This window comes from Wolbachia endosymbiont of Diaphorina citri (genome assembly GCF_013096535.2).
Classification (GTDB): domain Bacteria; phylum Pseudomonadota; class Alphaproteobacteria; order Rickettsiales; family Anaplasmataceae; genus Wolbachia.
In genome coordinates this window covers 1,415,891-1,442,875 of sequence record NZ_CP051265.2, presented here as the reverse complement: position 1 = coordinate 1,442,875, position 26,985 = coordinate 1,415,891, and the positions used below count along the sequence as shown (strand labels likewise).

Sequence of the window (26,985 nt, the reverse complement as noted above, 5' to 3'; positions counted from 1 at the left end):
CTATCTTAAATGTTAAATGATTGCTAATTTAAGTCAAGTTTTTTCATGTCTTTGTATGACAAGCAACGCCGGAGTAAAGAGTAAAGTTAAGACCGTTGCAGCCAATATTCCACTTGCTATGGTTGCTGAAATATCAACCCACCACTGGCTTGATGGAGCATCATATGTGATTTGTAGCGTAAAAAAACTGATATTTAACCTAGTAATCATAGGTATTAAACCAAGAACTGTAGTTGCAACGGTAAGTAGTATTGGCCTGATGCGAGAAATTGAAGCGTTTATTATACATTGCTTAATGTTATTTTTGCGCACCTTAATTTGCTGATGAAAGGCATCAAGCAATAGTATATTATTATTCACTATAATTCCTGCTAAAGCAATTATCCCCACTCCACACATGACAACTACAAAAACTTTCTGAATAAGAAAGAAAATGAAAAATACACATGTTGTTGATAAAAACACTGCTGTCATTACGATAAATGTATAGTATATGTTGTTAAACTGTGCCACTAGCACCAATATCATCAATGTAATTGCTAATATAAAAGCCTTTAATAAAAATGCTCCTGATTTTTGTTGATCTTCCTTATCACCTTTGAAATCAATCTTTACTCCTTTACTACAGTCTTGAGTAATCGAATTTTGAATGAACTTAACTCTTTCATCAACAAGATAGCCAGTATCAACGTCAGCAGAGATTGTTACTGTGCGTGATCCATCAATCCTACTTAGTTTATTTGCCTTTTTTTCGGGAACGTATTTCACTATGCTACTCATAGAATATGGTCCATTTGCTGTATTAATAAAAAGGTTATCTATAGTTTTCATGTTGCGATTCTTTCTGGGAAAGCGTAGTACAATATCAATTTCTTCATCTGCGTTATTTGGTCTATATTTTCCAATTAATACTCCATTTGTAACCATTTTTATAAAATCACCGATGGTTGCAACACTTACTCCAGAGCTTGTAGCCTTACTCTTATCAATACTCATATTCCACTCTATTTCAGGTGCTGATCTACTATCTTGAATATTTATAAATCCAGATGAAGGTTGGTCCATAATTTTTAGGATTTTCTCTGCTACTGAATTCAAGTTGGATGCACTTCCGCTTAAGTTAATTTGTATTGGCTTGTCAGCTGATGGTCCTGACTTTTGTTCCTGTACATCAATTATTACTCCTTTTATGTTTTGTACACTACTCCTTATATCATTTAGTATTTGCGTAGCTTTGCGCCTGCAGCGCCAATCTACAAGTTCCAATTGAATTTTGGCAATAACGTTGTCTGAAAATTTTCCTGATCGAGCATAAAAAACATAAATTTCCTTTTCAACACCCAAAATACGTTCTTCTACTTTCTTAAGTATCAAATCTCGTTCTTTGGCTGATAAGCTTTCTTTTACTTTAACGCTGATTAAAATGTTATCTGAATCTACATTCGGAAAGAACTTTAATCCAGGACCAAAAGTAAAATATAATATACTAGACAAAAATAAAACAAACACAACAACACATACAAATTTTTTGGGGTGATCTAAGACTTTCTCTAACATACGTACATAAGTTCTTATTATAAGCCCAGTATTTTTTATCTCACCACTTTCTATAGCACTCATTCTTATTATTTCTTTTTTTGAAGTTATGGAAGGTTTACCAAATATTGCACCAAGTGTTGGTATAAAAACCAAAGCCATAATTAGCGATCCAGTTAAAGTTAGAATTATTGTAATTGGTATGTACTGCATAAATTTACCGACTGTATCGGGCCAGAGTAACAGAGGGAAAAACACTGCTAATTTAGTCAATGTTGATGATAAAACTGGATAGAACATATCATGAACTGAGGTGCAAAAGGCTTCTACTTTATCCATGCCACAAATCATCTTTCTATCAGCATATTCGCTGATTACAATTGCATCATCAACCAGCATGCCAACTGCCATAATTAAACTGAAGAGCACAACTATATTTAGAGTAATACCCATGAGGTAAAGAGCCATTATTCCTATTAGAAAGGAGCCAGGTATTGATAGTGCAACAAGAATAGCAGCCCTTGTTCCCATAAAGAGCATTATTATGGTTAATATTAGTAATACGGCAAATATTATACCATTTTCCAAGTCGTCAAGCACATCACGTACATTTTTTGACTGGTCATTCAAATAAACTACTTTTAAATTTTCAGGTAATTGATCTTTTGCTTTGTCCATTAAGTATTTTACTTGATTTACCGTGTCTATTATGTTTTTTCCATTACGTTTTGAAATTTCTAGTACAATGCTAGGTAGTCCATTAATACGAGCAAATCCTTGGTGATCCTCAAACCCAAGGTATACTTTTGCTATATCTTTGATTCTCAAAACTGCATCACTTTGAGATCTAATAGGAATATTCATAATATCTTCTATGTCTTTTAATAACCCTGATATTTTAATCGAATATTTACCGGTATCATTTTCTAGTGATCCGGCTCCTACCAATCTGTTGTTGTTTGATATAGCTTGAAATATCTCATTTGATTGAATGTTATATTTTGTTAGAACTGTGGGCTCAATTATAACTTCCACTGTTTCTTTACGCATACCTGCTACTTCAACTTTAAGAACATTTGGCAGAGATTCTATTTCTTTCTTTAGTTTGCGTGCTATTTCAGTTAAAGTTCTTTCCGGCAAATTACCAATCAAGCCAACGTTTAGTATCGGAAATAAGCTCAAGTTTATTTTATTGATTATTGGAGATTCTGCTTCAATAGGTAATTTTGATTTTATGTTTAAAAGCTTTGAACGGACGTTATCGAGCACTTCTTTATTATCATACTCTGTTCTAAATTCGAGTATCATGTGAGCACCATCATTAGTTACAAAAGCTCTCAATTCTTTTACACCTTCGATGGATCTTAGTTCATTTTCTATAGGAAGCACTAATAGCTTTTCACTATCCTCGACAGAAATACCAGGAAACCCGACAAATACGCTAATTATAGGAATCTGTATATCAGGATTGCTTTCTCTTGGCATTTTTATATAAGTGTATGAGCCGAAGGTAAAAATCACGATAAGCAATAATATTACTGTTCTATTCCTCTCTATAATTAAGCTTTTCATTCCGGACATTATACGTATTTACATCATATTATAGCTAAGATAAATTATATATTAATTAATCCTTATATAGCTTTATGTAAATGATTAAAATTTTTACAATTTTGCAAGCGTAAGAAAATTTCTATATAATATGACTTTAGTATGGTATTTGAGGGATTATTATGGTAGCAGTTTTAAGTTTGACAGAAGGCAAGAATAAAGGGTTCTGTCGCATCTATAAATTGTAGTACAAGAAGATTGTAAAAACTGGAATTATGAGAGTTATAGAGCCATTAACATAGCAAAATTTTCAAAAGTAGAACCATTATCATTAGCTTTAATAATTTGTCTTTTTTGAATCATACGAATATTTTCTATGCCTGTGATGGTAATCTTTGCAGAATGGAAGCTTTTAAACCCAAGCATTGGTTTTATTAATTTTTTGATAAATCTATGATCTTGTTCAACAATATTATTTAGATATCTTACTTGAAAAACCGTGATTCTATAAGGTTCAGGAATTTCCGTATTCAAGTCATCAAGAGCAGCAATATTACTGCCGCTTTTATCAATTACTACTTTCTCAGGAAGATTATTCCTTCTAAAGGCTTTACGAAAGAATGCAAGTGCTGCAGACTTGTCTCTACGAGTACACATCAGAAAGTCTACAGTATTGCCGAGACTATCTAGTGCTCTGTATAGATAAACCCATTTACCGTTTAATTTTATGTAGGTCTCGTCCATTCTCCAGCTACTGCCAACCTGCTTCTTCCTTTTCCTCACCTCTTCATCTATCAGTGGCACAAATCTGATAATCCACCTTTGTAGCGTAGCATGATCAATTTTCGCTCCTCTTATACTCATCATTTCTTCCAAATCTCGATAGCTCAAAGAAAATCGACACTTCATGTATACTGATAACATTATTATCTCTGCTGAAAAGCTAAATCCTTTGAAATAGGGCAATAATTTTGGACTAATACGCAACATCTTTGCTTTTTTAAAGATGATTATATTACTTCTTTTCTATTTTCCTACAAATGAAACTGACTTCGCTCTATAGATGCGACAGAACCTCAAACTCTCCATCTTATATTGAGGATCAGATGCAATGCCATACACTCTATTTGGCGGAGCAATTTTGTTCTCTATACCAAAAACTATACCTTCAATTATTGCTGTGAGTACTTTTTCAAGGTTACAATCTGCTCCAGGAACACGGTGCTCTAGGCGGCATCTTTTGGAATCGTTGCCAAAATAGGGGATTCTTATTGCAGCAGTTCTGTTATTCACTCCCCAACTAATCGTCGTTGGAGTATGAATATCTGGGTACTGAAATCTTAAATATGAATCATCATTTGGAGCAAAAAACAACATATGTTTTTTCATCATTGCACATAATCCACCTATGCTGTGAATCAGGTGGTCACTATATTTTTGCTTATTGCTATAAAATAAGTTATTATTATTTGAATCCATGAGGCTAACATGTACATTTAGTGCGCTGCCTGCTCTATCCAAATAAGGTTTTGCTTTAAAAGAAACATTACCATCGAACTCTTGTGCTGTTCTAATCAGTAATTGTTTTGCCAACTCAAAATGCATAATTAAATTATCAGAGCTCGTATAACAGTCACTTTTTATTTCATATTGGTTTAAAGAACTCTCTTTCTCACAAAAAAATCCAAGAGAAGCTATTTTATTTTTGATGCTATTCAGAAATAAATATTCTTTTTTTATTCCCTCAGTGTAAAACTCCAGTTCAATACCGAATACAGTATTATGACTCAAATTACTTAATATAATCACAAATTTACTTCAATAAATTTATATTAAATCAGCTATATTTATACAAGTACTTTACTTATTTATCAGTAAATTTAATATCTTATTTATACATAATATATTACTATTTTTTAATAACATACTTCTAATCCTCGGTACAAGCGACATTTACAAATTGATTGTTTTTATTTCAAAAAATGATCAATTTTAGTGCTTTTATACTCTTTACAACTCGTCAAAAAATCCTCATAATTTTAGGTATGTATTAAGTAGTGTTAGCTTTTTATCTTACAGTAAGCTATTGATTATCTTGCATCTTTCTGATTATTGTTCTTTCTTGGTGTGGTATATGAACTTAACTAACCCTAAGGTTTCTACTATGTTTTTTGATCAGATTATTACAGTAACGGACCACAATGTTACTTGGAAAAAAATCCAAAATTATCTCCATAATCTTTATGGAGAGGCAACATATAACAGCTGGCTGAGTTCACTAAGATTTATCAGCAACAGAAATGGAGAAGTTTTGTTGTCTGTACCAACAAGATTTATAAAGGAGTGGATTACAGTTCACTACATGGAAAAAATATTGTCATTATGGCAAAGCGAAGATCAAAGTGTATGTTCTATTGATATTCAATTAATTGAAGAAAGAAATTCAAATTCTAATACGATACTAAAAAATAGAGAGGAAAATAATCATAATCTTGGTTCACCACTGGATCCCAGATTCAGTTTTGATAATTTTGTGGTAGGAAAGTCAAATGAATTAGCATTTACAGCGGCAAAGCGTGTAGCGGAATCTATAGATCCAATATCAGGCAGCAATCCTTTATTTCTATATGGTGGAGTGGGACTTGGTAAAACACATTTAATGCATGCTATAGCTTGGGATATAGTTAATTCTCTATCAGCAAAGAGAAAAGTAGTATATTTATCGGCAGAGAAATTCATGTATCAATATATTACAGCGCTGCGAAGTAAAGATATTATGTTATTTAAAGAACAATTTAGATCAGTAGATGTATTGATGGTAGATGATGTACAATTTATCAGTGGTAAAGATAGTACACAAGAAGAATTTTTTCACACTTTCAATGCATTGATAGATCAAAATAAACAATTGGTTATATCAGCTGATAGATCTCCTAGTGATCTTGATGGAGTAGAGGAGAGAATAAAATCACGACTTGGTTGGGGATTAGTTGCAGATATCAATGAAACAACTTTTGAATTAAGACTTGGTATATTGCAGGCCAAAGTGGAGCGAATGAATATTTATGTTCCAAAAGATGTCCTAGAATTTTTAGCAAGGAATATAAAATCCAATATAAGAGAACTAGAAGGAGCATTAAATAAGGTTGCTCATACTTCGTTAATTGGAAGAAGTATGACAGTAGAATCAGCTAGCGAGACCCTAATAGATCTTCTTAGATCGAATCATAGGTCAATCACAATAGAAGAGATACAAAAGAAAGTAGCTGAATTTTTTAACATAAAGGTTGCAGATATGCAATCTAATAGAAGGCTCCGTAGTCTTGCAAGACCAAGACAAATAGCTATGTATTTTGCTAAGAAGTTTACACAAAAGAGCCTGCCAGATATTGGAAGAAACTTTGGTGGCAGAGATCATGCGACTGTTATACATGCAGTCAAACAAGTAGAAAATTTTATAAGAACTGACTCAAAATTTGCTGATGAAATCAATCTATTAAAAAAGATATTTAAGTAGCACTTTATTAATGACAACCAGGCTGTTTTCATTTCTTTGATCAAATATCTTTTTCAAGTAGATTAAGTAAATCAAAGATCAGTATTAGTATAAGCTAAGAGAAAATAGCTAGTCGATTGCTTAAAAAGTATATAAAATCACAATTTAAGTGGGAAATATGGCAATTAGACTTATTCCAGGTAATCTTGATATAAAATTTAGTAAATATAGAAATTTGACAGCACTTATTAGTGTTATTCTTATCATTTTTTCAATGCTTACTTTTATGCTGCGTGGAATGAATTTAGGTATAGACTTTACAGGTGGAATTTTGATGGAGATAAAATCTTCAAGTGAGGATGATGATATTCTCAATATATTAAAAGAGAATGGATTTGCGATACAGAGTTCAAAAGCTGGTGATAACTTAGTTGTGCGGTTTAAAGATGAAGGAGATGAAGATAAAATTAAAAAGGTCAAAAGTATACTGGAAGAAAAATTCGGTAATGCAATAATTTACCGCAAAACAGACTATGTTGGTCCACAAATAGGTTCAACACAGATATTTGAAGGGATATCAGCCATGTTAATTGCAATTATTGGAATATTTTTTTACGTTTGGCTTAGGTTTAATTGGCAATGTGGACTTGGTGGAATAATGGCGCTGATCCATGATGTGATTTTAACTCTTGGCTTTATCAGCTTAACGAGTATTGAGTTTAATATTTCATCAGTTGCAGCTCTACTTACCGTGATTGGCTATTCAATCAATAATTCAGTGGTTATATACGATCGGATTCGAGAGTATCAAAAAAATAGAAAAGATGTAGAAATGGATGAAATAGTTGATGCTAGCATTAATTCTACACTATTTCGCACTATGTTAACTTCAGGTACTACTCTTCTTGCTGCTCTTCCTTTAGTACTGATTTGTACAGGTATGGTTAGAGACTTCAGCTTAATCATCTCTTTTGGAATTGCAGTTGGCACTTGCTCTGCAATATTTATCTCTGCTCCTATATTGACTTGCAGAGCATTGATAAGTAGATGAAGCACAAGTGTTAAGGTATTTATAATAAAATCAGCATATATATCTTACATTGTTCATATTATAAAGGGGTTTGTTATGGTAGATACTTGTAAACTGAGATTAAATGGTATTGAAAATTTTAATCCATCAGGAGATAGTTTCGATGTTAAATTAAAGAATGGTGCAGAGTGCAATTTTGATGGAAATAATTTGAAGTGTAGGTATAACGCCAAAAGCCATAATCCGTTTAGCCAGCCTGTTCATAATCCAGATACAGATTACAGATTTACAGAACAGATAAAAATAGGGAATATTCAGTTTGATTCTAGCAAAAGTACAATTGATAATGAAATTAATAAGTTATTTAGTTTTAAAGTTAATGATGATACGGAAGGAAATTATGTCGCAGAGTATCCGGTATACTCAGATTTGGATATGGAAAGAAATATAAATATTGCCAGCAAAGATGGAAAATCTATTGTAAATATAAAAGGGTTTTCCGGATATAATGAAGAAAATAGTAACATTTATTTTGCTGATATTGATAAAGGGGGGACACGGGTGATAGTACAGTACAAAGAGGATTCTCTTGTTGTTGAGAATAAGAGATTAGATAATTTAGGCAGCAAGCTTGAGATTGAGAGCATAGATCAAACTTCAAGGGAAATTGATTTAGAAAGCAAAAGTGGAACACTTGAATATGATGATACTTACCAAGTAAGGTACTATACGGAACCAGATGATAATTATCACAACTTAGAGATTAACATAATTTAGGGAACCAGCATCAGAATGTTGCTTATATAAACAGCACTCTCTAAGGTTCTGTCGCATCTATAGAGCGAAGTCAGTTTCATTTGTAGGAAAATAGAAAAGAAGTAATATAATCATCTTTAAAAAAGCAAAGATGTTGCGTATTAGTCCAAAATTATTGCCCTATTTCAAAGGATTTAGCTTTTCAGCAGAGATAATAATGTTATCAGTATACATGAAGTGTCGATTTTCTTTGAGCTATCGAGATTTGGAAGAAATGATGAGTATAAGAGGAGCGAAAATTGATCATGCTACGCTACAAAGGTGGATTATCAGATTTGTGCCACTGATAGATGAAGAGGTGAGGAAAAGGAAGAAGCAGGTTGGCAGTAGCTGGAGAATGGACGAGACCTACATAAAATTAAACGGTAAATGGGTTTATCTATACAGAGCACTAGATAGTCTCGGCAATACTGTAGACTTTCTGATGTGTACTCGTAGAGACAAGTCTGCAGCACTTGCATTCTTTCGTAAAGCCTTTAGAAGGAATAATCTTCCTGAGAAAGTAGTAATTGATAAAAGCGGCAGTAATATTGCTGCTCTTGATGACTTGAATACGGAAATTCCTGAACCTTATAGAATCACGGTTTTTCAAGTAAGATATCTAAATAATATTGTTGAACAAGATCATAGATTTATCAAAAAATTAATAAAACCAATGCTTGGGTTTAAAAGCTTCCATTCTGCAAAGATTACCATCACAGGCATAGAAAATATTCGTATGATTCAAAAAAGACAAATTATTAAAGCTAATGATAATGGTTCTACTTTTGAAAATTTTGCTATGTTAATGGCTCTATAACTCTCATAATTCCAGTTTTTACAATCTTCTTGTACTACAATTTATAGATGCGACAGAACCACTTTTTCTACTGCTTCTTCTCTAATTGCGAGCACGTTTGACGTTTTTAAATCGCGAAATTTTTCTTTTACTACTCTGACAAAGTATTTTTCTGCTTCTCTCTGTGCTCTACTTGCATAGATTTTCTTTGCTTTGTGCGGGTTGAAGGCCTCTGAAAGATAGGTACTATGTTCAGCAGCAGTGCCATTTTTAAACCATCTTACTTCCTTGTTTTTTATAACTTGTAGTAGCTCACTCGCATTAAGACGCGTGTCGAAAGTTCTTATCGGAAGTTTTCGCTCAACTGACTTCTCTCGCGCTTTTATTCGCCTTCTAGAGCTTATTTGCGCCTGCACATGCTTGCTGTTTACATTCACTATGTGAAGGCTTCCTCGTATGCTGAAGTTGTGATAGACATAATAATACGAAGTCAAGCTTTTTTTTTCTTGACTCTTTTTTTCGTTTTGGTACTCTTTGTTTTGATATCTCTTCATAAGGTGTCGTAGTAGAATTTTTGTGTCAGAAGCTGGAGTCTACTAAAAAATAAAATGCGTGTAAAGGGCAGAAATGCCCTTTACGCAAATTCCCTTAAATTTTAAGCTTGATTTTTACTAGAGTTGGTAGAATATGACGTTTTATATACCATAATTAATTTTTCCTTATTTATCATAAAAAATTTAGATTGTAGGCTTGACTTTGCATAGCTTATATTGGTATGCTTGAACTAATTATGTAAATTAACGTGAGGTCATTATGTTAAGCGCTTTAAAAAATCTAAAAAGTAAAACCCAGAAAAAAGCTAAGGAGTTGGTGAGTACAATTACTCATGGTGGAAAAGTGGGTAAAATTCATGATATAAGTAAAGAAAGTTCTACTTTTTCTGGAGTTTTTGGTTATGTAGAGAATGGTGCAATCCATGATTATAGGGAAGCTCTTGACTTGGATAAAGAAATAAAAAAACAGTGGTTTTCTTCAGTAGATAATGGAAGAGCTTTTCCTAGAATATACAAAAGTGGTTACGAGGTTCATAATACAGAAACCTGGGAGGCTCGTCGAAAGAACATAAATTTTCTTTTTGATATTAATGATAAAGAAACCTTGAAAATGTATAGAGATTACCTACTTGGGGGCTCTGTGGATTCTAATGATGTAAATCATAGTTCTACGGTAGTTTCAGGAGATGTTCCTAAGGAGATAGTAAAGGAACTTTACGGTATGAAAAGTGATAAGATAAAGTTTGCCGCACTTGAGGAAAATCTAGATGAAGATTTCATTCCTTTTCCGGTTGCAAGGTTAGCTGTTGCGGGAAAAGATCCGATTTGTTTGATGGATTTTCTCGAAGCTAGTAAGTGCAAAGAATATGGTATAGACGCAATTACAATATGCTCACCTGACGAAAACAAAACGAGGGGAGTACGCTTAGTACTTTGTCAAGATGAAGACGGACAGGAAATAAGATCATATGAGGTTCTTAATGGAACATATGATATGGATCTTAATTGGGAAGTTGCAGAGAAAAAGTGCGAGATGAAAATTTCAGTTAGCGCTGATGGTTCTGCGAAAATTCTTAAAAGAAACGGCGTTACTGATGAAGAGATATATGCACATCAAGAAGTAATGGTAGGAAAACCGCATGATACAAAGTTCCTCTATGAAGCACTTGGATTAAACCAAGGAAAGAGTACGGAAAAAGTACAACCTAAGCTATATAAACGTTCTCAACCACAAAAAAGCAAGGAAATAAAAGAGCTCGTGGAAAAGAATCCTGAGGTAGAGTCTGCACTTAAAGAATTTGCTTCAGGAGTGAAAGAAGAGAGCTCTGAGTCGGTGAAACCATTGACAAATGTTGCAAAACCGAATGTCAAAGGAGCGGACTCTTCTATTGGGCGTTAATTTTCTATATGAGAGCTTTTACGAATTTTTGTAAAAGCTCTACATTAACTTCTCAATTTTACTAATCGACAACCCTGTTATCTTAGCGATAGTTGTGGTGTTCATACCTTCAGCTAGCATTGCTTTTGCTACTTCAATCTTTCCTTGAGCCATACCTTGAGCCATACCTTGAGCCATACCTTGAGCCATACCTTGAGCCATACCTTTCTCTCTACCTTGCTCTTCGGCAGTTTCCATTTGGTATGCGAGAATAGCTGCTTCTTTTTGCACATCCATTACTCTTTCTTCATATGCTACTAGATCTTTTTCACTCCAATGAAACTTGTCTAACTCATCGTACGCTAGTTTTATTATTGGTGTTTTTTTTGCAATTTCTTTCAGATCTTCTTCTGTAGTATCTTCTGCATGTTTGAAAAAAAAGCACCAACGCTCTATCGTGTTCTCCAACTGTTCCACTTTGTCTTTTTTGAATTTAGGTAATTCAATAAATATAAATTGAAAACCTTTTAAATAATGTCCATTAGTTTTTATTTCGCGTATGTTATGAGTGGAAATGTACTCAACCTCATCAGGAAACAGCGTCTTATTAGAAATAGCAATGAAAAAAACTTTTTTCAGATCTGCATAATCTCCTCGCTGTCTTGAGTAAGCCTTAGCAGCATATAGCTGAGCACGTTTTTCAAAACCTTTATCACGAGTGATCTGCATCTCTACGATGTATTTATTCCCTTGAGAGTCTTTGCAAAGAACATCAACAATGCTTTGCTTATCAGAGGCAATCTCAGGATCCATGATAGTGCTGAGAAACTCTATTTCTTGTATTTCACTACTACCGGAAAAGCCTAAAATATCATTTAAAAAATGAATAAGGATATTTTTATTCTTCTCAGCACCAAAGATTTTTTTAAATGTTAGATCTAATTTTGGATCAAGAAATTTTAACAGAACCATAGCAAGAGGATGAAAAAATACTAATGATTATACACTATTTTCTGTGATTTTTCAATTCTGCCAGTATTAACCTGATAAGGCACGGTGACTTTACCGGTTGAGCCACTTCTGTTCTTTGCAACGTTTATCGGTTCTGTCGCATCTATAGAGCGAAGTCAGTTTCATTTGTAGGAAAATAGAAAAGAAGTAATATAATCATCTTTAAAAAAGCAAAGATGTTGCGTATTAGTCCAAAATTATTGCCCTATTTCAAAGGATTTAGCTTTTCAGCAGAGATAATAATGTTATCAGTATACATGAAGTGTCGATTTTCTTTGAGCTATCGAGATTTGGAAGAAATGATGAGTATAAGAGGAGCGAAAATTGATCATGCTACGCTACAAAGGTGGATTATCAGATTTGTGCCACTGATAGATGAAGAGGTGAGGAAAAGGAAGAAGCAGGTTGGCAGTAGCTGGAGAATGGACGAGACCTACATAAAATTAAACGGTAAATGGGTTTATCTATACAGAGCACTAGATAGTCTCGGCAATACTGTAGACTTTCTGATGTGTACTCGTAGAGACAAGTCTGCAGCACTTGCATTCTTTCGTAAAGCCTTTAGAAGGAATAATCTTCCTGAGAAAGTAGTAATTGATAAAAGCGGCAGTAATATTGCTGCTCTTGATGACTTGAATACGGAAATTCCTGAACCTTATAGAATCACGGTTTTTCAAGTAAGATATCTAAATAATATTGTTGAACAAGATCATAGATTTATCAAAAAATTAATAAAACCAATGCTTGGGTTTAAAAGCTTCCATTCTGCAAAGATTACCATCACAGGCATAGAAAATATTCGTATGATTCAAAAAAGACAAATTATTAAAGCTAATGATAATGGTTCTACTTTTGAAAATTTTGCTATGTTAATGGCTCTATAACTCTCATAATTCCAGTTTTTACAATCTTCTTGTACTACAATTTATAGATGCGACAGAACCGTTAAAATAACCTGGAAAATCGTTAATTTTAGTATTTGCAAATCTCACCTCGTGTAACTGTGGATTACTCACACGAACGCTAGGATTAATGTTACCTGTATAACGATCAGTAATATCAAACGAATGACAACAAGTAGTAACATCCGCTGATGTCACATACTGAAAATCATAAGTCACATTTTCATTAGCATGAAACGTAGTCTCAAGCCACAGATGACCAATATCATCACCTTCGGGCTTACTATTCACTACTCCCTCTCCTTCAAAAGCAACTATAACTTTATTGTTTACAGCAAACCTTTTAATGTACTCACCTGAGATCGCATTAAACCAATTTGGTACCTCTTTGATTTGCATCATATCAAAGGTAACTGGAGCATGGTCTAACTTTTCATATAGCCTTTTATATTCAATGCCGAGCGGACTCATTTCTCTTGAATCAAGCGTGCGACCATCGCACTTGATTAAATTTATCTCTCCTTCATTAACTTTCGCTCCCTTCGGGTACTCAACAATCTCGCCGATATTATCGACAAATTTAAGCCCATTAATGGTAAAAGCGAGCTCATTGTAACTGTTATTAATGCTGTATTTATTTGCTTTAAACGACGAAAATAACAAATTAGATTTTGCTAAATCAGAATTTTCTGTTGGATATTTAAAATCAATAGTTGAAACTGGTGCTGAAACCTTTGCGCAATAAAAATTTGTTGCTTTAAAATTAAATGTCCGATCGGTCGGTAATAGAAATTTGAGTGTCAAACTTTGATCATCACCAATATCAGAAGGGATGACAAAGTCCAGCAAAGTTAAACTGGTGTCGTAAACTTTTGGTGAATCAGAATCAATTAAAAATTCATCTACTACATTCACTTTTGCTGGAGTTGATGATTTTGCACCAAAATCACGAATTGCTATTAATTTAACAACTAGATCATCACCACCTCTCCAAGCGTAGAACTTAAGCTTCAGTGACTGAGAAATAACGCTCCATAGAGCATTAGAGTTTTTAAATACTATCGCTTTCTCAAGAGGCGAATTTTTCTCATTAGGCTTTTCACAAATAACGTTCAAATAAAAACGAGGATTGCCTTCATCGATTCTCTCAGCCTCAGTAATGTCTTTAATGAAAACCCTATCAATGTCAGTTCTATCTTGCATAGCAACTGAATCAGCATAAGATCTTACAAACTGCCATGAAAGTCCAGCAATTGGCACTTGTGAGAACTGAGGTAAAACATAGCCCGGTCCCTGTCCCCTATCATCAATTTGTAGACCAATATTAAACTGCCCATCGATAAACAAATTATCAGATATGACAGCGCTAATTGGATCAGCGCTACGCTGAGTCTGAAAATATGGTAGGTTATCAAAAACAATCTCAGGAGCAGCAGCATTGCCGTAACAGCACTTTAGCTCTGCAATGTAACGATCTTCGGGGTCATCTACGTCAACAAAGTAGTAGATTTTATGGGGCAATGCACCGTTTTCATCAAGTTGCAGAGGATTTGGTGCTGGTACAACAGTTCCTTCTTTATTTTTGTAATAGGCATTACGAAGAGTTGTAGGACTCTTCTTGTCATAGAAATACATCCAGTAGCCAGCAGCTGGCATACCTTCCTTATTCCTGATAATGTCTTGCAATACTATACTTAGTATTAACTTCTGTGTCATTTCTCCCTAACCTCAGCAAAAGCTAATACTGGTATATACTCAACCTACCATAATCTGTCAATATAATTCTTTATTGAAAATTTTAGGAAAATGTTGTATAATTATACAGTAGTAGAACTTGGTAAAACTTATGGAGAGCCCAGAAATTAACATATCTCTCGGTGGAGAAGCCTTAAAGGGCCTGAATCGTTTATCTAAAGTGAAAAAGCAATCTGCTCAAGAGTTAGTAGAGGAGTTAATACAAGAAGCAGCCGAACGTGAGGAAGAGATAGCACTGTTCAAACTCGCTGTTAAACGTGATGTTCCAAACGCAAAATTCATCAAGCATGAAGACATCAATTGGGATTAAATACTCAATTTACTACGAAGAGAATGTGGTCTATAATGACCTTCCAAGTCTTCCAAAAACAATAAAATCAAGAACTAAAGAAGCTATAAAGGATCGTCTTTCAGATTCTCCTGATAAAGTGGGAAAAGCTTTATTAGGTCAGCTTAAGGGACATCGCAGAATACGAGTAGGTGATTACCGTGTGGTATATAGGGTAAACACATCGGAACGTGTGGTAATGATTACTGGAATAAAACATAGAGAAGATATCTACGAAGATTAAAACATTTTATACAAGTAATATACATTATACAGCCCTTCTTCCTGATCCATTCTTCACCTTAGGCGGCTTTGCTCAGCTCAAAAATAACCATTTTTTTGGGTACCCCCCACTATAAGTTATATTATATTATATTATTTATATATAATATAATATAACTCATTGGGAGAGGCGACGAAAACAAGATCTTGAGTTTGAGGAGCCTCCGGTTTTAGGTGAAGAATGGATCAGGAAGAAGGGCTCAGGGTCGATGATGATGTCAAACTAATAGTTGATTATCTCAAAGACTACAGACAATACATCGATAAACGGCTAGCAAACCCCGACGAAATAGAAGGAATAACAACAGGAATAAAGGAGCTTGACACAATAACAGGTGGCTTCAAAGAAGGAGAGTTCTCTGTGCTTGCAGCACGTACTTCAATTGGCAAGACTTCAATAGCATTACACATGGCTCTAGAGGCCGCAAAGCTCTTAAATGACCACGAGTATGTCTGTTTCTTCTCGCTTGAAATGTCAGCCAATCAACTCATCAACAGAATAATCAGTATCAAAGTCAATGAAACAGTCAACACCATCATTAAGAAGAATAATATGGAGCTTCTGTACCAAGGATTAAGTGAGCTCGCTTTCTTAAATCTCCTTGTCGATAGTTCAGGAAGTATGGATTTAAATGTTCTAAGAAAAAAGATCGCATCAATTGATAAGCAATACAGTATAAAAGGTTCTGTCGCATCTATAAATTGTAGTACAAGAAGATTGTAAAAACTGGAATTATGAGAGTTATAGAGCCATTAACATAGCAAAATTTTCAAAAGTAGAACCATTATCATTAGCTTTAATAATTTGTCTTTTTTGAATCATACGAATATTTTCTATGCCTGTGATGGTAATCTTTGCAGAATGGAAGCTTTTAAACCCAAGCATTGGTTTTATTAATTTTTTGATAAATCTATGATCTTGTTCAACAATATTATTTAGATATCTTACTTGAAAAACCGTGATTCTATAAGGTTCAGGAATTTCCGTATTCAAGTCATCAAGAGCAGCAATATTACTGCCGCTTTTATCAATTACTACTTTCTCAGGAAGATTATTCCTTCTAAAGGCTTTACGAAAGAATGCAAGTGCTGCAGACTTGTCTCTACGAGTACACATCAGAAAGTCTACAGTATTGCCGAGACTATCTAGTGCTCTGTATAGATAAACCCATTTACCGTTTAATTTTATGTAGGTCTCGTCCATTCTCCAGCTACTGCCAACCTGCTTCTTCCTTTTCCTCACCTCTTCATCTATCAGTGGCACAAATCTGATAATCCACCTTTGTAGCGTAGCATGATCAATTTTCGCTCCTCTTATACTCATCATTTCTTCCAAATCTCGATAGCTCAAAGAAAATCGACACTTCATGTATACTGATAACATTATTATCTCTGCTGAAAAGCTAAATCCTTTGAAATAGGGCAATAATTTTGGACTAATACGCAACATCTTTGCTTTTTTAAAGATGATTATATTACTTCTTTTCTATTTTCCTACAAATGAAACTGACTTCGCTCTATAGATGCGACAGAACCTGGATAAATGCTAAAACATATGACACTCTTTTCAATTCATTTCGTAATTTAGCTAAAGAATTAGGAATTTCTACAGAAAATCATATTGATCTTAATGTTGTTCGAGATAGAGGAATTGAATCTATTGTCAAGGATGTATATAAGTATGTTCGAGACGTAAAAAGTCTTTTTATTTTTGATAATGCCACTAATTATGAGGAGATTGAAAAATTTTTACCATCCTATTTTCCTAATTTGTTTTTTCATGGAGAAAAGCCTTACGTTTTAATTACTTCTCGTAGCAAGAATTGGGAAAAAGAAATAGAAAAGACACAGTTGAATGATGGATTTTCTCTAGGAGAAGCTATAACATTTATTGAAAGAGCCTTAGAAGTAAAAGATAGGTTACAGGATTACTATCTAGTAGGGTTAGCACAAACATTGGGATATCTTCCATTAGCTTTGACACAAGCAACAGCATATATTACACAAGAAAAGATTAATGTTAGTGAATATCTAAAACTCTATAATGAAGAAATGAAAAAACCGAATCCTAATTGTCTCGAGGCGCTAGGTCTCACCAAAGAATTATTTATAACTTTGACGCTTAACCTTGATAAAATAAAAAGAGAAGAAAATGTTGGGCAGCAATCGCATGATATTGTATCATATATGGCTTACTTGGATCCCAATCAAATTGATATAGAAGAAATTTTCCTCCAGAAGGAATCAGAAAAAGGTAAGCAACAAGTTTTGGATGCTCTTAATCTACTCAATAAGTTTTCAGTGATTGAGCTAGAGAAGTCAATAGCAAGAGTTCATAAAGGGATACAAAAAACAGTAAGAGTAGAGAAAGAACGAACAGGAATAGAAGAAGAAACTTTAAGAGAAATTATGACATCATTTTCCCTTATAAATCCGAATCACATTATATCTGTTTGGAGTCATGTAAGTAAATATGACAGATTAGTTAATGAATTTATTGATTCTATTTATGATAAAAGTACTATCTTACATTTACTAGCCAAAGATGGTAATGAAGAAGTTATTAAGCTGATATTAGAGAAAATAGAACCTAATAAATTAAGCAAAGTTATTAATGCTATTGATGAAAAGAATTTTACTTCTTTAGATTATGCTATCATACATGGTCACTTAGGTACTGTTCAGCATCTTGTAAGGAAAGGGGGTGATGTAAATCTAAAGAACACAAAAGGTATGAATCCTTTGCACTTTGCTGCCGTATATGGTCACTTAGATATTGCTAAATACCTTGTAGCGCAAGGGGCTATAATAAAATCATTAAACAAAGATAGTATGTGTCCTTTGCACTTTGCTGCTATATATGGTCACTTAGATATTATTAAATACCTTGTAGAGGAAGGAGCTAGTATAAATATAAAGGATAAAAATAACATGCGTCCTTTGCACTTTGCTGTTATATATGGTAGATTGGATATTGTTGAATATCTTGTAGAGAAAAGAGCTAATATAAATCTACGTAGTAAAGAAGGTGAGAGTCCTTTGCACTTTGCTGTTATGCATAGTCAGTTAGATATTGTTGAATACCTTATAGAGAAAGGAGCTAGTATAGATAGACAAGATGAAAAAAATATGAGTCCTTTGGACTATGTTATTGTGTATTCTAACTCAGAAGAAATTATTTGTTATCTTGAAGATATGCACTTAGCTCCAGATTTAAAAACACAATCACATAAAAGAAACCTAGAGACATTTGATGAACATACACCACCTAAAAAAAGAAAATTAAAAAATATGAGCGCAACATCAGAAGAAAATGCATCAAATATACAACTATTTCAGAGTAGTCAGAATCTACCGTCAGACATATTAATGTCTGTAGATCTTTTTAACAGAATGGAAATGGAAAGTGTAGTTAATTTCACTAATACGCCTATGTTTTTACTTAACAGAGTTACTGTAGAATCTACAAACAAAGATTTAAGACTATAATTTTACAGTAAGCTATTTAATTTTATGAGGGAAATTTCAAAAAAACAGAGAAATAAAGTAATAAATTGATATAAATTCGCGTAGAACAAGTGGTAGACCAACCCATTCCAAAACAAATTATTCTCGTGCGACCCGAAAGTCATGAAATCGTGATGGTTAGATTCCATCCGCCTTAACATCGGGTTGAAAGCATAATCCACACTTTAGGAAAGAGGCAATTTTCTAGGGTGCAAGCATGGATTAAAAAGGGGTAATATTAAACTTTATAATAAATTCCCCTAAGAAAGTTAGATATGGTTACGAAAGGAACTTATGTCTGAATTGTCGTTATTTGTGATATGCGAAATAAAGTTGACACGCATAAACCAAAGGGTATGGAGAGGTGAATAATTAGAATGAGAAGGTCTAATTAAGATGTTTTCAACCTCCTGGCAAATAGTAAGAATCTAAGTCTAACGTGAAACGATTTCATGGAACGGAGTAACCACATGGAAGCTCTTATTATCCCTTGTTTAAAAAAGGATAACTAAGAAGGTGGCCCACTGAATGCTTCTACGTGGAGGGATTGTTTAAGAAGCTAACGCCTAAAGTAATATTTGGGATATGCAGACGTAAACACTGTAATTTGGAAGGTAAGGTGAGGTAGATTATGATAAAGCTTGGTAAGAAAGAATCATTTAATAAATCACTATTAGAGAACTCATAACTAGCTTCAGAACAAAAGAATAATACTAAAGGTTACGATACAAAACCTAGTAATTTAGGCAAGTATGATAGGCCTTCAAATTCACTTGAAAGTAGCAATGCCCAGAGGATTAATGAAGGGCTCAAAATCACGTATCATACTTAAGTTAAGGGAACGCATTCCAAACAACACTTCTTCTCATACCCCAGTTGGGGATTAGAAGTCAGTGAAAAAGCCGGGAAAATAGGGTAAACTCCGGAAACATATTATCAAAAAATAGAGAGGTTACCCATGAATAAAAATGTAACAGAATTATTTTGCTTTGTAGACGATTTTTGCAAGGCTATAAACAAAAATTTCGCAGAAAAACTCCTGCCAAACAGTAAAAAACCTACCAGAACGCCAGGGATTACGCATTCTGAAATTCTTACTATAATTTTACTTTATCAACAATCTAGATGTGAGGACTTTAAATCTTTCTATACATATTATTTGAAAGCACTACATGGATCTGAGTTTCAAAATTTGCCAACATATAGTAGATTTATTAGGCTAAAAGGTATTTAGTGCTCTTGTTAAAGTGGCTTTGTGAGCAGTCAAAAATGACCGGAATTTCGTACATAGATGCAACTTCTATCGCTGTTTGCCATCCAAAAAGAATCTCAAGAAACAAAGTTTTCAAAGGATTGGCAAAGCTTGGAAAGACTACATATGGCTGGTTTTTGGGTTTTAAATTGCATATGGTAATTAATGAAAAAGGTGAAATTCAAGGAGTTACAATGACTAAAGGTAACGTTGACGACAGAAAACCAGTACCAAAATTAACTGAAAAACTGACTGGTCTTTTGTTTGGTGATAAGGGCTATATAAAGAAAGAGCTCTTTGCAAAACTCTTCGATAGAGGAATAAAACTCGTTACCAAAGTAAAAAAAGGTATGAAAAATACATTAATGCTTCTTGAAGAAAAGATTTTTTTAAGAAAAAGGTCGATTATTGAAACAGTTTTTGGTTACCTCAAAAACAGACTTGATCTTGAGCATTCAAGACACAGGTCTCCAATAAATTTCTTGGTGCACATCTTTTCCACATTAGTTTCATATTCTATGAAGCCTAAAAAGCCCTCTATTTCTACATTTTACTGTATTGATTAATCCGCAACTGGGGTTAGCTAGAGTAGGAAAAACTCAGGTATGACCATGCATGGAATGATGGCTAAAAACGTCTTGGCTGACTTTTTAAATCGAGATTATCAAGGTGTAGCAATCTTTATACAATCACTTTTAAGTAATGAGGCAGTGGTCATAGGAAGTGGAAATCATGAAGTAATACGTAACTATCCTGTACATAAGAGTCATTTAACAGGCAATGGTGGTGAAAATGTATATGTAATTGATTCTGAAGCTGATAACATTCCGGAGGTTATTATTCATGATATTGATGAAGAGAATTCAATAGATACGGTTGATTTAAGAAATGTAGTAAGAAAAGCAAAAGATAATTTTGAATTACAAGTAATTAGATTTGAAAATGATTTATTATTAAGAGCAACAGTGGGAAAGCATGAGTATTTTACCGTGAGGTTAAAAGATGAGGCTCAGAGGTATAACAAGACTCATGTAATAGTAGAAAATGCTCCTATGATAATCAGCGTTGACAATAATGAATGGAGTTTAAAACCACAACCTTTGATGTTTGAAAAGGATAAAGAAGTTATTGTTATAACGGATCAAGATGTAGAGAAAGATACTGAGCTTGCTACGCCTAGAAAAGGAGGAAATTATAAGTTTGTTCGTAGTAACAGCAATGATCTAATGATAACGAATGCTTTTGATTCGACTATTACTAAAGACAAATATAGAAAAACAAGAATATCAACTTTGAGTGCACTAAATTTGCTCATTTTCTCTTAATTTGACTCGTATGCTTTTTTGAACATTCCCAAAATTTGGGAATAGCTTATGTCAAATTTCTATTCTCTTTTCCAGTTTTTTAGGAGTTTTTTTCTTGCAAGCATAATAGTTTCGTATACATAATGAAACCAAATGGTATTTTTAGCTTGATAACAGAGGAGAATAAAGAGGGCTTAGGTGTAACACTCAAATAATGATTTACCTTATGGATACCGCTAGAAAAATTGATTAAGGTATATAATTCTCTCTGCGTCAAGTTACTGAAGATATCGAATCTACAAACGCTTTGGATTTAGTATACTACGCCTCTGTACACAGTATCTTTAATGTAAATGCCCATGTGATTCCATAGATAATCTCTGTTTTTTTATTTTGTCTGTCCATTTATCATTTTCTATATCTTGTTTGTTGGTTGCTTTTTCTTCTTGCTCAACAATTGCCTTATCTATCTTCTGATGAATTGCATCAATTGCATTAATTGCATTTTTTTCTTTGTATACTTCGCTTTTTCCTTCAATAATTAAATTGGTAAAAATATTTACAACAAACTGCACTTGATTATGATTAACCTGACCTTTTATCAAAAAAGGTAAAGATCTTAATTCTATTATATATTGACCTATGTTATTCTCTATGCCTTCTGTATGCATTAATATTTCATTATCAAACTCTCTCAATATTTCTGATGCTATTTTACCTTGAAAGAAAAGCCCTAAATTATCTGCTACTTCACTTATTAATAACTCTCTGTTTTCTTTATTATCTTCCAATTTAGTATAATCACGCAGTAGATCCATAACTGCAGATACTCTGACTTCAATAATATCATCAACATCTTCACCTCCTAGAGCAACTCCTGATCCCAATAACCTCTCTCTGAGATTTTTCTTTAAAAGATTGGTAAATTTTTCATTTGCATCCGATCCTGTAGTAGATATTGTACCATCTAAATAGTTGTTTACTTTGATTTGAGTACCTAAGCTATGCTCTATTTGTATTTTTATCTCAGGTTTAAATCCTAATTTTGTACAGAATTTCTGAAAATATTCTTTAATAATGTCAAACAAGCTCTTGCCATTATCTTTATAATTTTTTAACTCTTCAGGAATAGTGAGTGATAATTTACCTTCTTTATATATTATATCATCTTTGTCATTTTGAGATTCGAGTATGAATTCTAATGAGCTGGATAGGTCACATATTTTCTCTTCCGGATTGTCAACCGTGGTTATAGGCATTGCCATATCAGACGTCACTTTTATGCAGTTGTGGTCGGTGCAGTAAATGTTTAGCGCTTTTTTAGGACTGTGTGGAGTTAAATTACAACTACTGAGTGCGGCATGAGATTCATTAAATATACCAGCCCCATACCCTGCTTGATTACAATTGGTGACTAACTCTTCTAAAATAGCATCACTTGGAACCTTTGCTTCAGCGTATCTAAACATTTCCTTAAAAATTTCCTTTGCTAATGCACGGTAATCTTTTTTGGAGAATAGATGATAAGAGCTTCTCCCTGCGTTATAAAATCTCTCAAATTCCTTTCTATATTCATCAATTTTTTTCTCATCAGCAACTGTAGGGCTATTACAATGATTTTCCCAAACTTCAGATAGTCTATCTTGATCAAGCTCCCTAAGTACTGGTTCCATAAAAGCTTTACCTTCTTCAGAGAGGTTATCAAAATTATCACGGTTAAAAATCTCATTTTTATAATCTTTAGCTCCTTCCTTAAATGCAATAATAAAATTTTTATCTATTTCTTTTTCATTAATAATAAAATTCATTCTTTGAAAATCTAAGAACATTGTTTCACCGGAATTCGCTAATTTATTATCTTGATCTGCTCTTAATTTACTAAAATTGAATTCTTTAGCTGTGGCCTTTAATCTAACTACCGGACTCTTCTTTGCCTCTTTCATAATTAACACCTTACTATAAATATGCTGTAAGTTGTACCATATAATGATGAATAATTTTATAATATATAAAAAAGTCGATAGTCTATTTCTTTATTTTAGGGATATAGGAAAGGCGTAGATTTCTCTTTTCATTTGTAGCATGCTGCATTAATATTTACGTATTAATCTAGAAAATAGTGATGAATAATATTGTAATTGTTGGTCTGCAATGGGGTGATGAAGGTAAGGGTAAAATAGTAGATTATCTTTCTGAGAATGCAGATGTAGTTGTGAGGTTTCAGGGGGGAAATAATGCAGGGCATACTATAGTAGTAGGTGATAAGGTGTATAAATTAAATTTACTGCCCTCTGCTGTTTTGAGACCAGGCAGAATATCTATCATAGGAAATGGCGTTGCTCTCGATTCACACGCTTTAATCTCAGAAATAGAGTCATTGAAAGTTAAAGGGGTAGACGTAAATCATAACAATTTGATGATATCTGAAAGTTGCCCATTAATACTCAGTATACATAAAGACAAGGAAAAGCTATTTGAAGATTTAAACGGAAATTGCAAAATTGGCACAACAAACAAAGGGATAGGACCATGTTATGAAGATAAAGTTGGAAGGAGAGCTATACGCCTTTGTGACTTAGAAAACACAGATGAGCTCAATCAAAGAGTGGACGCTCTCCTGAGTTACCATAATGCTATCAGAAAAGGACTTAACTACCAGGTAGTTAAAAAAGAAGAAATATTAAAGGAAATTGAAGAGATTTCAGAAAAAATTCTTTTATATAAAAAACCTGTGTGGAAGATACTAAATGATTTTATGAAAGAAGGTAAGAAAATAATATTTGAAGGCGCTCAAGGCGCATTTTTAGATATCGACCACGGAACTTACCCTTTTGTTACTTCAAGTAATACCGTAGCATCGCAAGCGATAACAGGCTCAGGATTATCCTACAATGCTCACATTATTGGTGTAGCAAAAGCGTATACAACAAGAGTGGGTAATGGTCCATTTCCTACTGAACAAAATAACGAGATTGGAGACAGCTTATTTTCTATAGGTAAGGAACTTGGAACAGTAAGCAATAGAAGAAGGCGCTGCGGATGGTTTGACGCAGTTTTAGTGCGCCAGGCCGTACAACTCTCTGGAGTTTCAAGCATTGTATTAACAAAATTAGATATTCTTGATTCTTTTGATACTATTAAAATAGGCACTGGTTATAAGTATGGCGGAAAAATGTATGATTATTTACCCGCATCACATTCAATACAAAAAGAATTAGAGCCAATATATGAAGAATTTCCTGGTTGGAAAGAGAAAACTCAAGGCAAAAGGTCAGTTAAGGAATTACCTGCAAATTTGATGAAATATGTGAGAAAAATAGAAGAATTAATAGGTGTACCAATTCATCTAATTTCAACTAGTCCCAATAGAGAGGATGTTATTAAGCTTAAAAATCTATGAAAACGTCTTGTTAACTTTTATCTAATAAAAAACGATACTTGTGTGACTTCAAGCAATCTATTATGCAAAGTAGCAGCGTAAACGTACAGTGAGCAGTGTGATTTTTCTTAAATACATGTTGATTGTTATAATATAAACATAGTTAAAGGAGGCGTATTATGATTGCAGGTTTGACTAAGGGAGACAAAGCAGTAAAAGCGGAAAAAACAAGTGATCAGCTGAGAGAATTGTCAGTTGCAGAATATGTAGTTAAGTCAATACATGACTTGCAAAAATTGCATAATAGATTATGTTCATCACAGGGCAACAATTGTGTTAATGATAGAGAGAAGTTTGTCCAAGATAGTGATGGGCTTGGTATATTTCAATTTCTCAAAAGCTATATTAATGATGCAGAAAAAAATGAGCCTTCCATTAAGAACCTTACTATAATGAAATTTCTTCGCTCAATTATAGAAGATAGGGAACTGTATAAAAAGTTATGCAGTTTCGATGATTTTCTCGATTGTGAGTTAGAAAATTTGAGAGATAAGATAAGCTTATTAGCGCTTTTGAGAGAAAAGATGGACTTTACTGATATACAAAAAGCTTATGGTAATTGGCGTTTTAGTAATCTAATAGGTGATAATGATTTTAAGCGAATGTATGTGGATGAAGCAGTAAAAGAAAGAGAAAAGCCTGTTAATGAGGACTTTGAGAAAAATATAGGTAAATACATAGAGTTAGTAAAGGAAGGAAAAGAAGTTGCAAGTAGGTATTTTGGAAAATGGAAAGAGGACTTTCAAGTTTACTGTGAAGAAATTGACAATAATAATAAAGTTTTGAATATTAACCTTACTCATTACGACAATAGTGAGCCAACAAAGATTAGTGACGTTTTACAGCAAGAGAAAGATATTAAAGAACTGAATATCTATTGCAATAAAAAACATGAAATACACGCTCATAAAAAAGATAAGAAAAGATATTATGAATTTAAAGAAGGTGCATATTATGAAATGACAAGCACTTGGGCTGCAAAAGATGGATCAGGAATGTGTACCATGATTATGAATGTGAGTAGCGATGGCATAACTGAAATACTAAAATTTAATGGTGAAGATTTTGTTTCATCGAAGGAGATTCTAGAATTAATAAAGCAAAACGATGAATTATATATTCAAGGTCTCTCTTTATATGATGCTGTAATGGAATCACTAGAAGAGAATAGGGCTACTCCTATTAATCTTTACAATGAATCTATGGTGGCTTATCAAGGTAAGGAACCAGAGGGGAAGTTAGATCATAAAGTTGATGCTGATAATAGCCTTCCTTCTTCTCCTTCTATTAATAGCAATGCATTGGAAGCCAATTTACAGCACACTAAAACTCAACCAGAAATTGCTTCACAACAAATCCGAACTCAAGAGGAAACTAACTCACAACGAATGGATGAATTGATTCCAGATAATCAAATATCGTCTAAAGAAAATGTCGAATTAAAGCAAGAAATGTCAAGCTTGAAAAAAGGAGCTACTGAATTGAAGCAAGAAATAGAAGCAGAAACAATTGTAAAGTTAGAGAGGCATGATAGCAATTTAAAAGATGAACTTGAAGAAGAAGTAAAGTTCGACATCGAAGATCCAGAAATCGAGTACGAGGAATTTCCAGAAGATATACTTGAACTCATTGAAGACGAAGATAGTATTGATGAATTGCAAGAGAACTACAGCGACATCATTGCAGATCAAATTCAGACAATTGAAGAAATGAAAGAAGAAATAGAAAACTTAAATAATCAAGTTAAATACTTAGAGGATCAACAAGATCAAGTTACTGATAAACAAAAAATTAGCAAGACCATAAGTGGTTATGCAAAACAATATTATAGTCTAATGGGAGAAGTTTTTAGTGAACCTGATAATGAGTCTGATGTTCCACTGAAAGAAAAGACAACATTGCACAAATCTCCAAGCCTTGATAGTGGACTTGATAGCGATGAGGAAAATTGTGATGATGATTTATCTTCTAACATAAGTTCTATAAGTTCTGTTGAGAAGGTGGCAGAGAGTAGAAACGTAAGTAACTTGCTTTCCTCTTGTATTATATGGAGATAAGTTGCAAGA

General features: G+C 33.4%; 22 protein-coding genes and 1 pseudogene. 15 read left to right on the top strand and 8 right to left on the bottom strand.

Features of this window, described 5'->3' with window-relative positions; translation table 11 throughout:
- Positions 1 to 33 precede the first annotated feature (33 nt).
- The 3 genes from HGO49_RS06715 to HGO49_RS06705 all read right to left on the bottom strand — a co-directional run bounded on the left by HGO49_RS06715 (position 34) and on the right by HGO49_RS06705 (position 4,896).
- On the bottom strand, positions 34 to 3,108 hold the full coding sequence (locus HGO49_RS06715) for an efflux RND transporter permease subunit (protein WP_017532603.1): 3,075 nt from the start codon (positions 3,106 to 3,108) through the stop codon (positions 34 to 36).
- 261 nt (positions 3,109 to 3,369) lie between these two features.
- Entirely contained in the window at positions 3,370 to 4,077 is a 708-nt protein-coding gene (locus tag HGO49_RS06710; protein ID WP_172758351.1) for an IS6 family transposase, read from the bottom strand.
- A gap of 36 nt (positions 4,078 to 4,113) precedes the next feature.
- On the bottom strand, positions 4,114 to 4,896 hold the full coding sequence (locus tag HGO49_RS06705) for a type I glutamate--ammonia ligase (RefSeq protein ID WP_172758530.1): 783 nt from the start codon (positions 4,894 to 4,896) through the stop codon (positions 4,114 to 4,116).
- Positions 4,897 to 5,221: 325 nt separating this feature from the next.
- On the opposite strand from HGO49_RS06705, the gene dnaA reads away from it, so the two are divergent.
- From dnaA to HGO49_RS06685, 4 genes are all read left to right on the top strand, one after another.
- Entirely contained in the window at positions 5,222 to 6,604 is a 1,383-nt protein-coding gene (gene dnaA, locus HGO49_RS06700) for a chromosomal replication initiator protein DnaA (protein ID WP_026092711.1), read from the top strand.
- A gap of 157 nt (positions 6,605 to 6,761) precedes the next feature.
- Positions 6,762 to 7,634, top strand: a complete 873-nt coding sequence (gene secF, locus HGO49_RS06695) for a protein translocase subunit SecF (RefSeq protein ID WP_017532607.1) — start codon at positions 6,762 to 6,764, stop codon at positions 7,632 to 7,634.
- Between the two features lie 75 nt (positions 7,635 to 7,709).
- Positions 7,710 to 8,390: a hypothetical protein gene (locus HGO49_RS06690; protein WP_017532608.1), complete on the top strand. Its 681-nt coding sequence runs from the start codon at positions 7,710 to 7,712 to the stop codon at positions 8,388 to 8,390.
- A 130-nt stretch (positions 8,391 to 8,520) separates the two neighbouring features.
- The gene (locus HGO49_RS06685) at positions 8,521 to 9,228 is read left to right on the top strand and encodes an IS6 family transposase (protein ID WP_172758351.1); all 708 of its coding nucleotides are present in this window, start codon (positions 8,521 to 8,523) and stop codon (positions 9,226 to 9,228) included.
- A 41-nt stretch (positions 9,229 to 9,269) separates the two neighbouring features.
- On the opposite strand, the gene HGO49_RS06680 is transcribed toward HGO49_RS06685, so the two are convergent.
- Positions 9,270 to 9,761 carry a hypothetical protein gene (locus tag HGO49_RS06680; RefSeq protein ID WP_172758352.1) on the bottom strand — a complete coding sequence of 164 codons (492 nt, stop codon included), beginning with the start codon at positions 9,759 to 9,761 and terminating at the stop codon, positions 9,270 to 9,272.
- 259 nt (positions 9,762 to 10,020) lie between these two features.
- Here HGO49_RS06680 and HGO49_RS06675 point away from each other — a divergent pair, with 259 nt between their 5' ends.
- The gene (locus HGO49_RS06675; protein ID WP_172758353.1) at positions 10,021 to 11,160 is read left to right on the top strand and encodes a hypothetical protein; all 1,140 of its coding nucleotides are present in this window, start codon (positions 10,021 to 10,023) and stop codon (positions 11,158 to 11,160) included.
- 39 nt (positions 11,161 to 11,199) lie between these two features.
- Here HGO49_RS06675 and HGO49_RS06670 read toward each other — a convergent pair whose 3' ends face one another.
- On the bottom strand, positions 11,200 to 12,111 hold the full coding sequence (locus HGO49_RS06670; RefSeq protein WP_172758354.1) for an Rpn family recombination-promoting nuclease/putative transposase: 912 nt from the start codon (positions 12,109 to 12,111) through the stop codon (positions 11,200 to 11,202).
- 215 nt (positions 12,112 to 12,326) lie between these two features.
- On the opposite strand from HGO49_RS06670, the gene HGO49_RS06665 reads away from it, so the two are divergent.
- Positions 12,327 to 13,034, top strand: coding sequence for an IS6 family transposase (locus HGO49_RS06665; protein WP_172758351.1), 708 nt, complete (start codon positions 12,327 to 12,329; stop codon positions 13,032 to 13,034).
- 18 nt (positions 13,035 to 13,052) lie between these two features.
- On the opposite strand, the gene HGO49_RS06660 is transcribed toward HGO49_RS06665, so the two are convergent.
- Positions 13,053 to 14,768, bottom strand: a complete 1,716-nt coding sequence (locus tag HGO49_RS06660; RefSeq protein WP_172758355.1) for a hypothetical protein — start codon at positions 14,766 to 14,768, stop codon at positions 13,053 to 13,055.
- A 130-nt stretch (positions 14,769 to 14,898) separates the two neighbouring features.
- Here HGO49_RS06660 and HGO49_RS06655 point away from each other — a divergent pair, with 130 nt between their 5' ends.
- The 3 genes from HGO49_RS06655 to HGO49_RS06645 all read left to right on the top strand — a co-directional run bounded on the left by HGO49_RS06655 (position 14,899) and on the right by HGO49_RS06645 (position 16,141).
- Positions 14,899 to 15,117 (top strand): hypothetical protein, encoded by a 219-nt coding sequence (locus tag HGO49_RS06655; RefSeq protein ID WP_172758356.1) that lies wholly within the window; start codon positions 14,899 to 14,901, stop codon positions 15,115 to 15,117.
- Positions 15,095 to 15,379: a type II toxin-antitoxin system RelE family toxin gene (locus HGO49_RS06650; RefSeq protein ID WP_172758357.1), complete on the top strand. Its 285-nt coding sequence runs from the start codon at positions 15,095 to 15,097 to the stop codon at positions 15,377 to 15,379. Before HGO49_RS06655 ends, HGO49_RS06650 begins: the two co-directional genes overlap by 23 nt.
- A gap of 219 nt (positions 15,380 to 15,598) precedes the next feature.
- Positions 15,599 to 16,141: a DnaB-like helicase C-terminal domain-containing protein gene (locus HGO49_RS06645; RefSeq protein ID WP_172758358.1), complete on the top strand. Its 543-nt coding sequence runs from the start codon at positions 15,599 to 15,601 to the stop codon at positions 16,139 to 16,141.
- A gap of 18 nt (positions 16,142 to 16,159) precedes the next feature.
- Here the strand turns inward: HGO49_RS06645 and HGO49_RS06640 are convergent, their stop codons facing one another.
- Entirely contained in the window at positions 16,160 to 16,867 is a 708-nt protein-coding gene (locus HGO49_RS06640) for an IS6 family transposase (RefSeq protein ID WP_172758351.1), read from the bottom strand.
- A 50-nt stretch (positions 16,868 to 16,917) separates the two neighbouring features.
- On the opposite strand from HGO49_RS06640, the gene HGO49_RS06635 reads away from it, so the two are divergent.
- The 4 genes and pseudogenes from HGO49_RS06635 to HGO49_RS06625 all read left to right on the top strand — a co-directional run bounded on the left by HGO49_RS06635 (position 16,918) and on the right by HGO49_RS06625 (position 21,501).
- Positions 16,918 to 18,906 carry an ankyrin repeat domain-containing protein gene (locus tag HGO49_RS06635; protein WP_172758359.1) on the top strand — a complete coding sequence of 663 codons (1,989 nt, stop codon included), beginning with the start codon at positions 16,918 to 16,920 and terminating at the stop codon, positions 18,904 to 18,906.
- A gap of 770 nt (positions 18,907 to 19,676) precedes the next feature.
- Positions 19,677 to 19,811, top strand: a complete 135-nt coding sequence (locus tag HGO49_RS07470) for a hypothetical protein (RefSeq protein ID WP_256390368.1) — start codon at positions 19,677 to 19,679, stop codon at positions 19,809 to 19,811.
- Positions 19,812 to 19,882: 71 nt separating this feature from the next.
- A pseudogene (locus HGO49_RS06630) lies at positions 19,883 to 20,742 on the top strand (IS982 family transposase).
- A gap of 45 nt (positions 20,743 to 20,787) precedes the next feature.
- Positions 20,788 to 21,501, top strand: coding sequence for a hypothetical protein (locus tag HGO49_RS06625; RefSeq protein ID WP_063630455.1), 714 nt, complete (start codon positions 20,788 to 20,790; stop codon positions 21,499 to 21,501).
- A gap of 323 nt (positions 21,502 to 21,824) precedes the next feature.
- On the opposite strand, the gene HGO49_RS06620 is transcribed toward HGO49_RS06625, so the two are convergent.
- Complete coding sequence (locus HGO49_RS06620; protein ID WP_017531628.1) at positions 21,825 to 23,423, bottom strand: hypothetical protein; 1,599 nt, start codon at positions 23,421 to 23,423, stop codon at positions 21,825 to 21,827.
- A 179-nt stretch (positions 23,424 to 23,602) separates the two neighbouring features.
- On the opposite strand from HGO49_RS06620, the gene HGO49_RS06615 reads away from it, so the two are divergent.
- Positions 23,603 to 24,880 carry an adenylosuccinate synthase gene (locus tag HGO49_RS06615; RefSeq protein ID WP_017531627.1) on the top strand — a complete coding sequence of 426 codons (1,278 nt, stop codon included), beginning with the start codon at positions 23,603 to 23,605 and terminating at the stop codon, positions 24,878 to 24,880.
- Between the two features lie 158 nt (positions 24,881 to 25,038).
- Positions 25,039 to 26,976 carry a hypothetical protein gene (locus HGO49_RS06610; RefSeq protein WP_017531626.1) on the top strand — a complete coding sequence of 646 codons (1,938 nt, stop codon included), beginning with the start codon at positions 25,039 to 25,041 and terminating at the stop codon, positions 26,974 to 26,976.
- Positions 26,977 to 26,985: the final 9 nt, after the last annotated feature.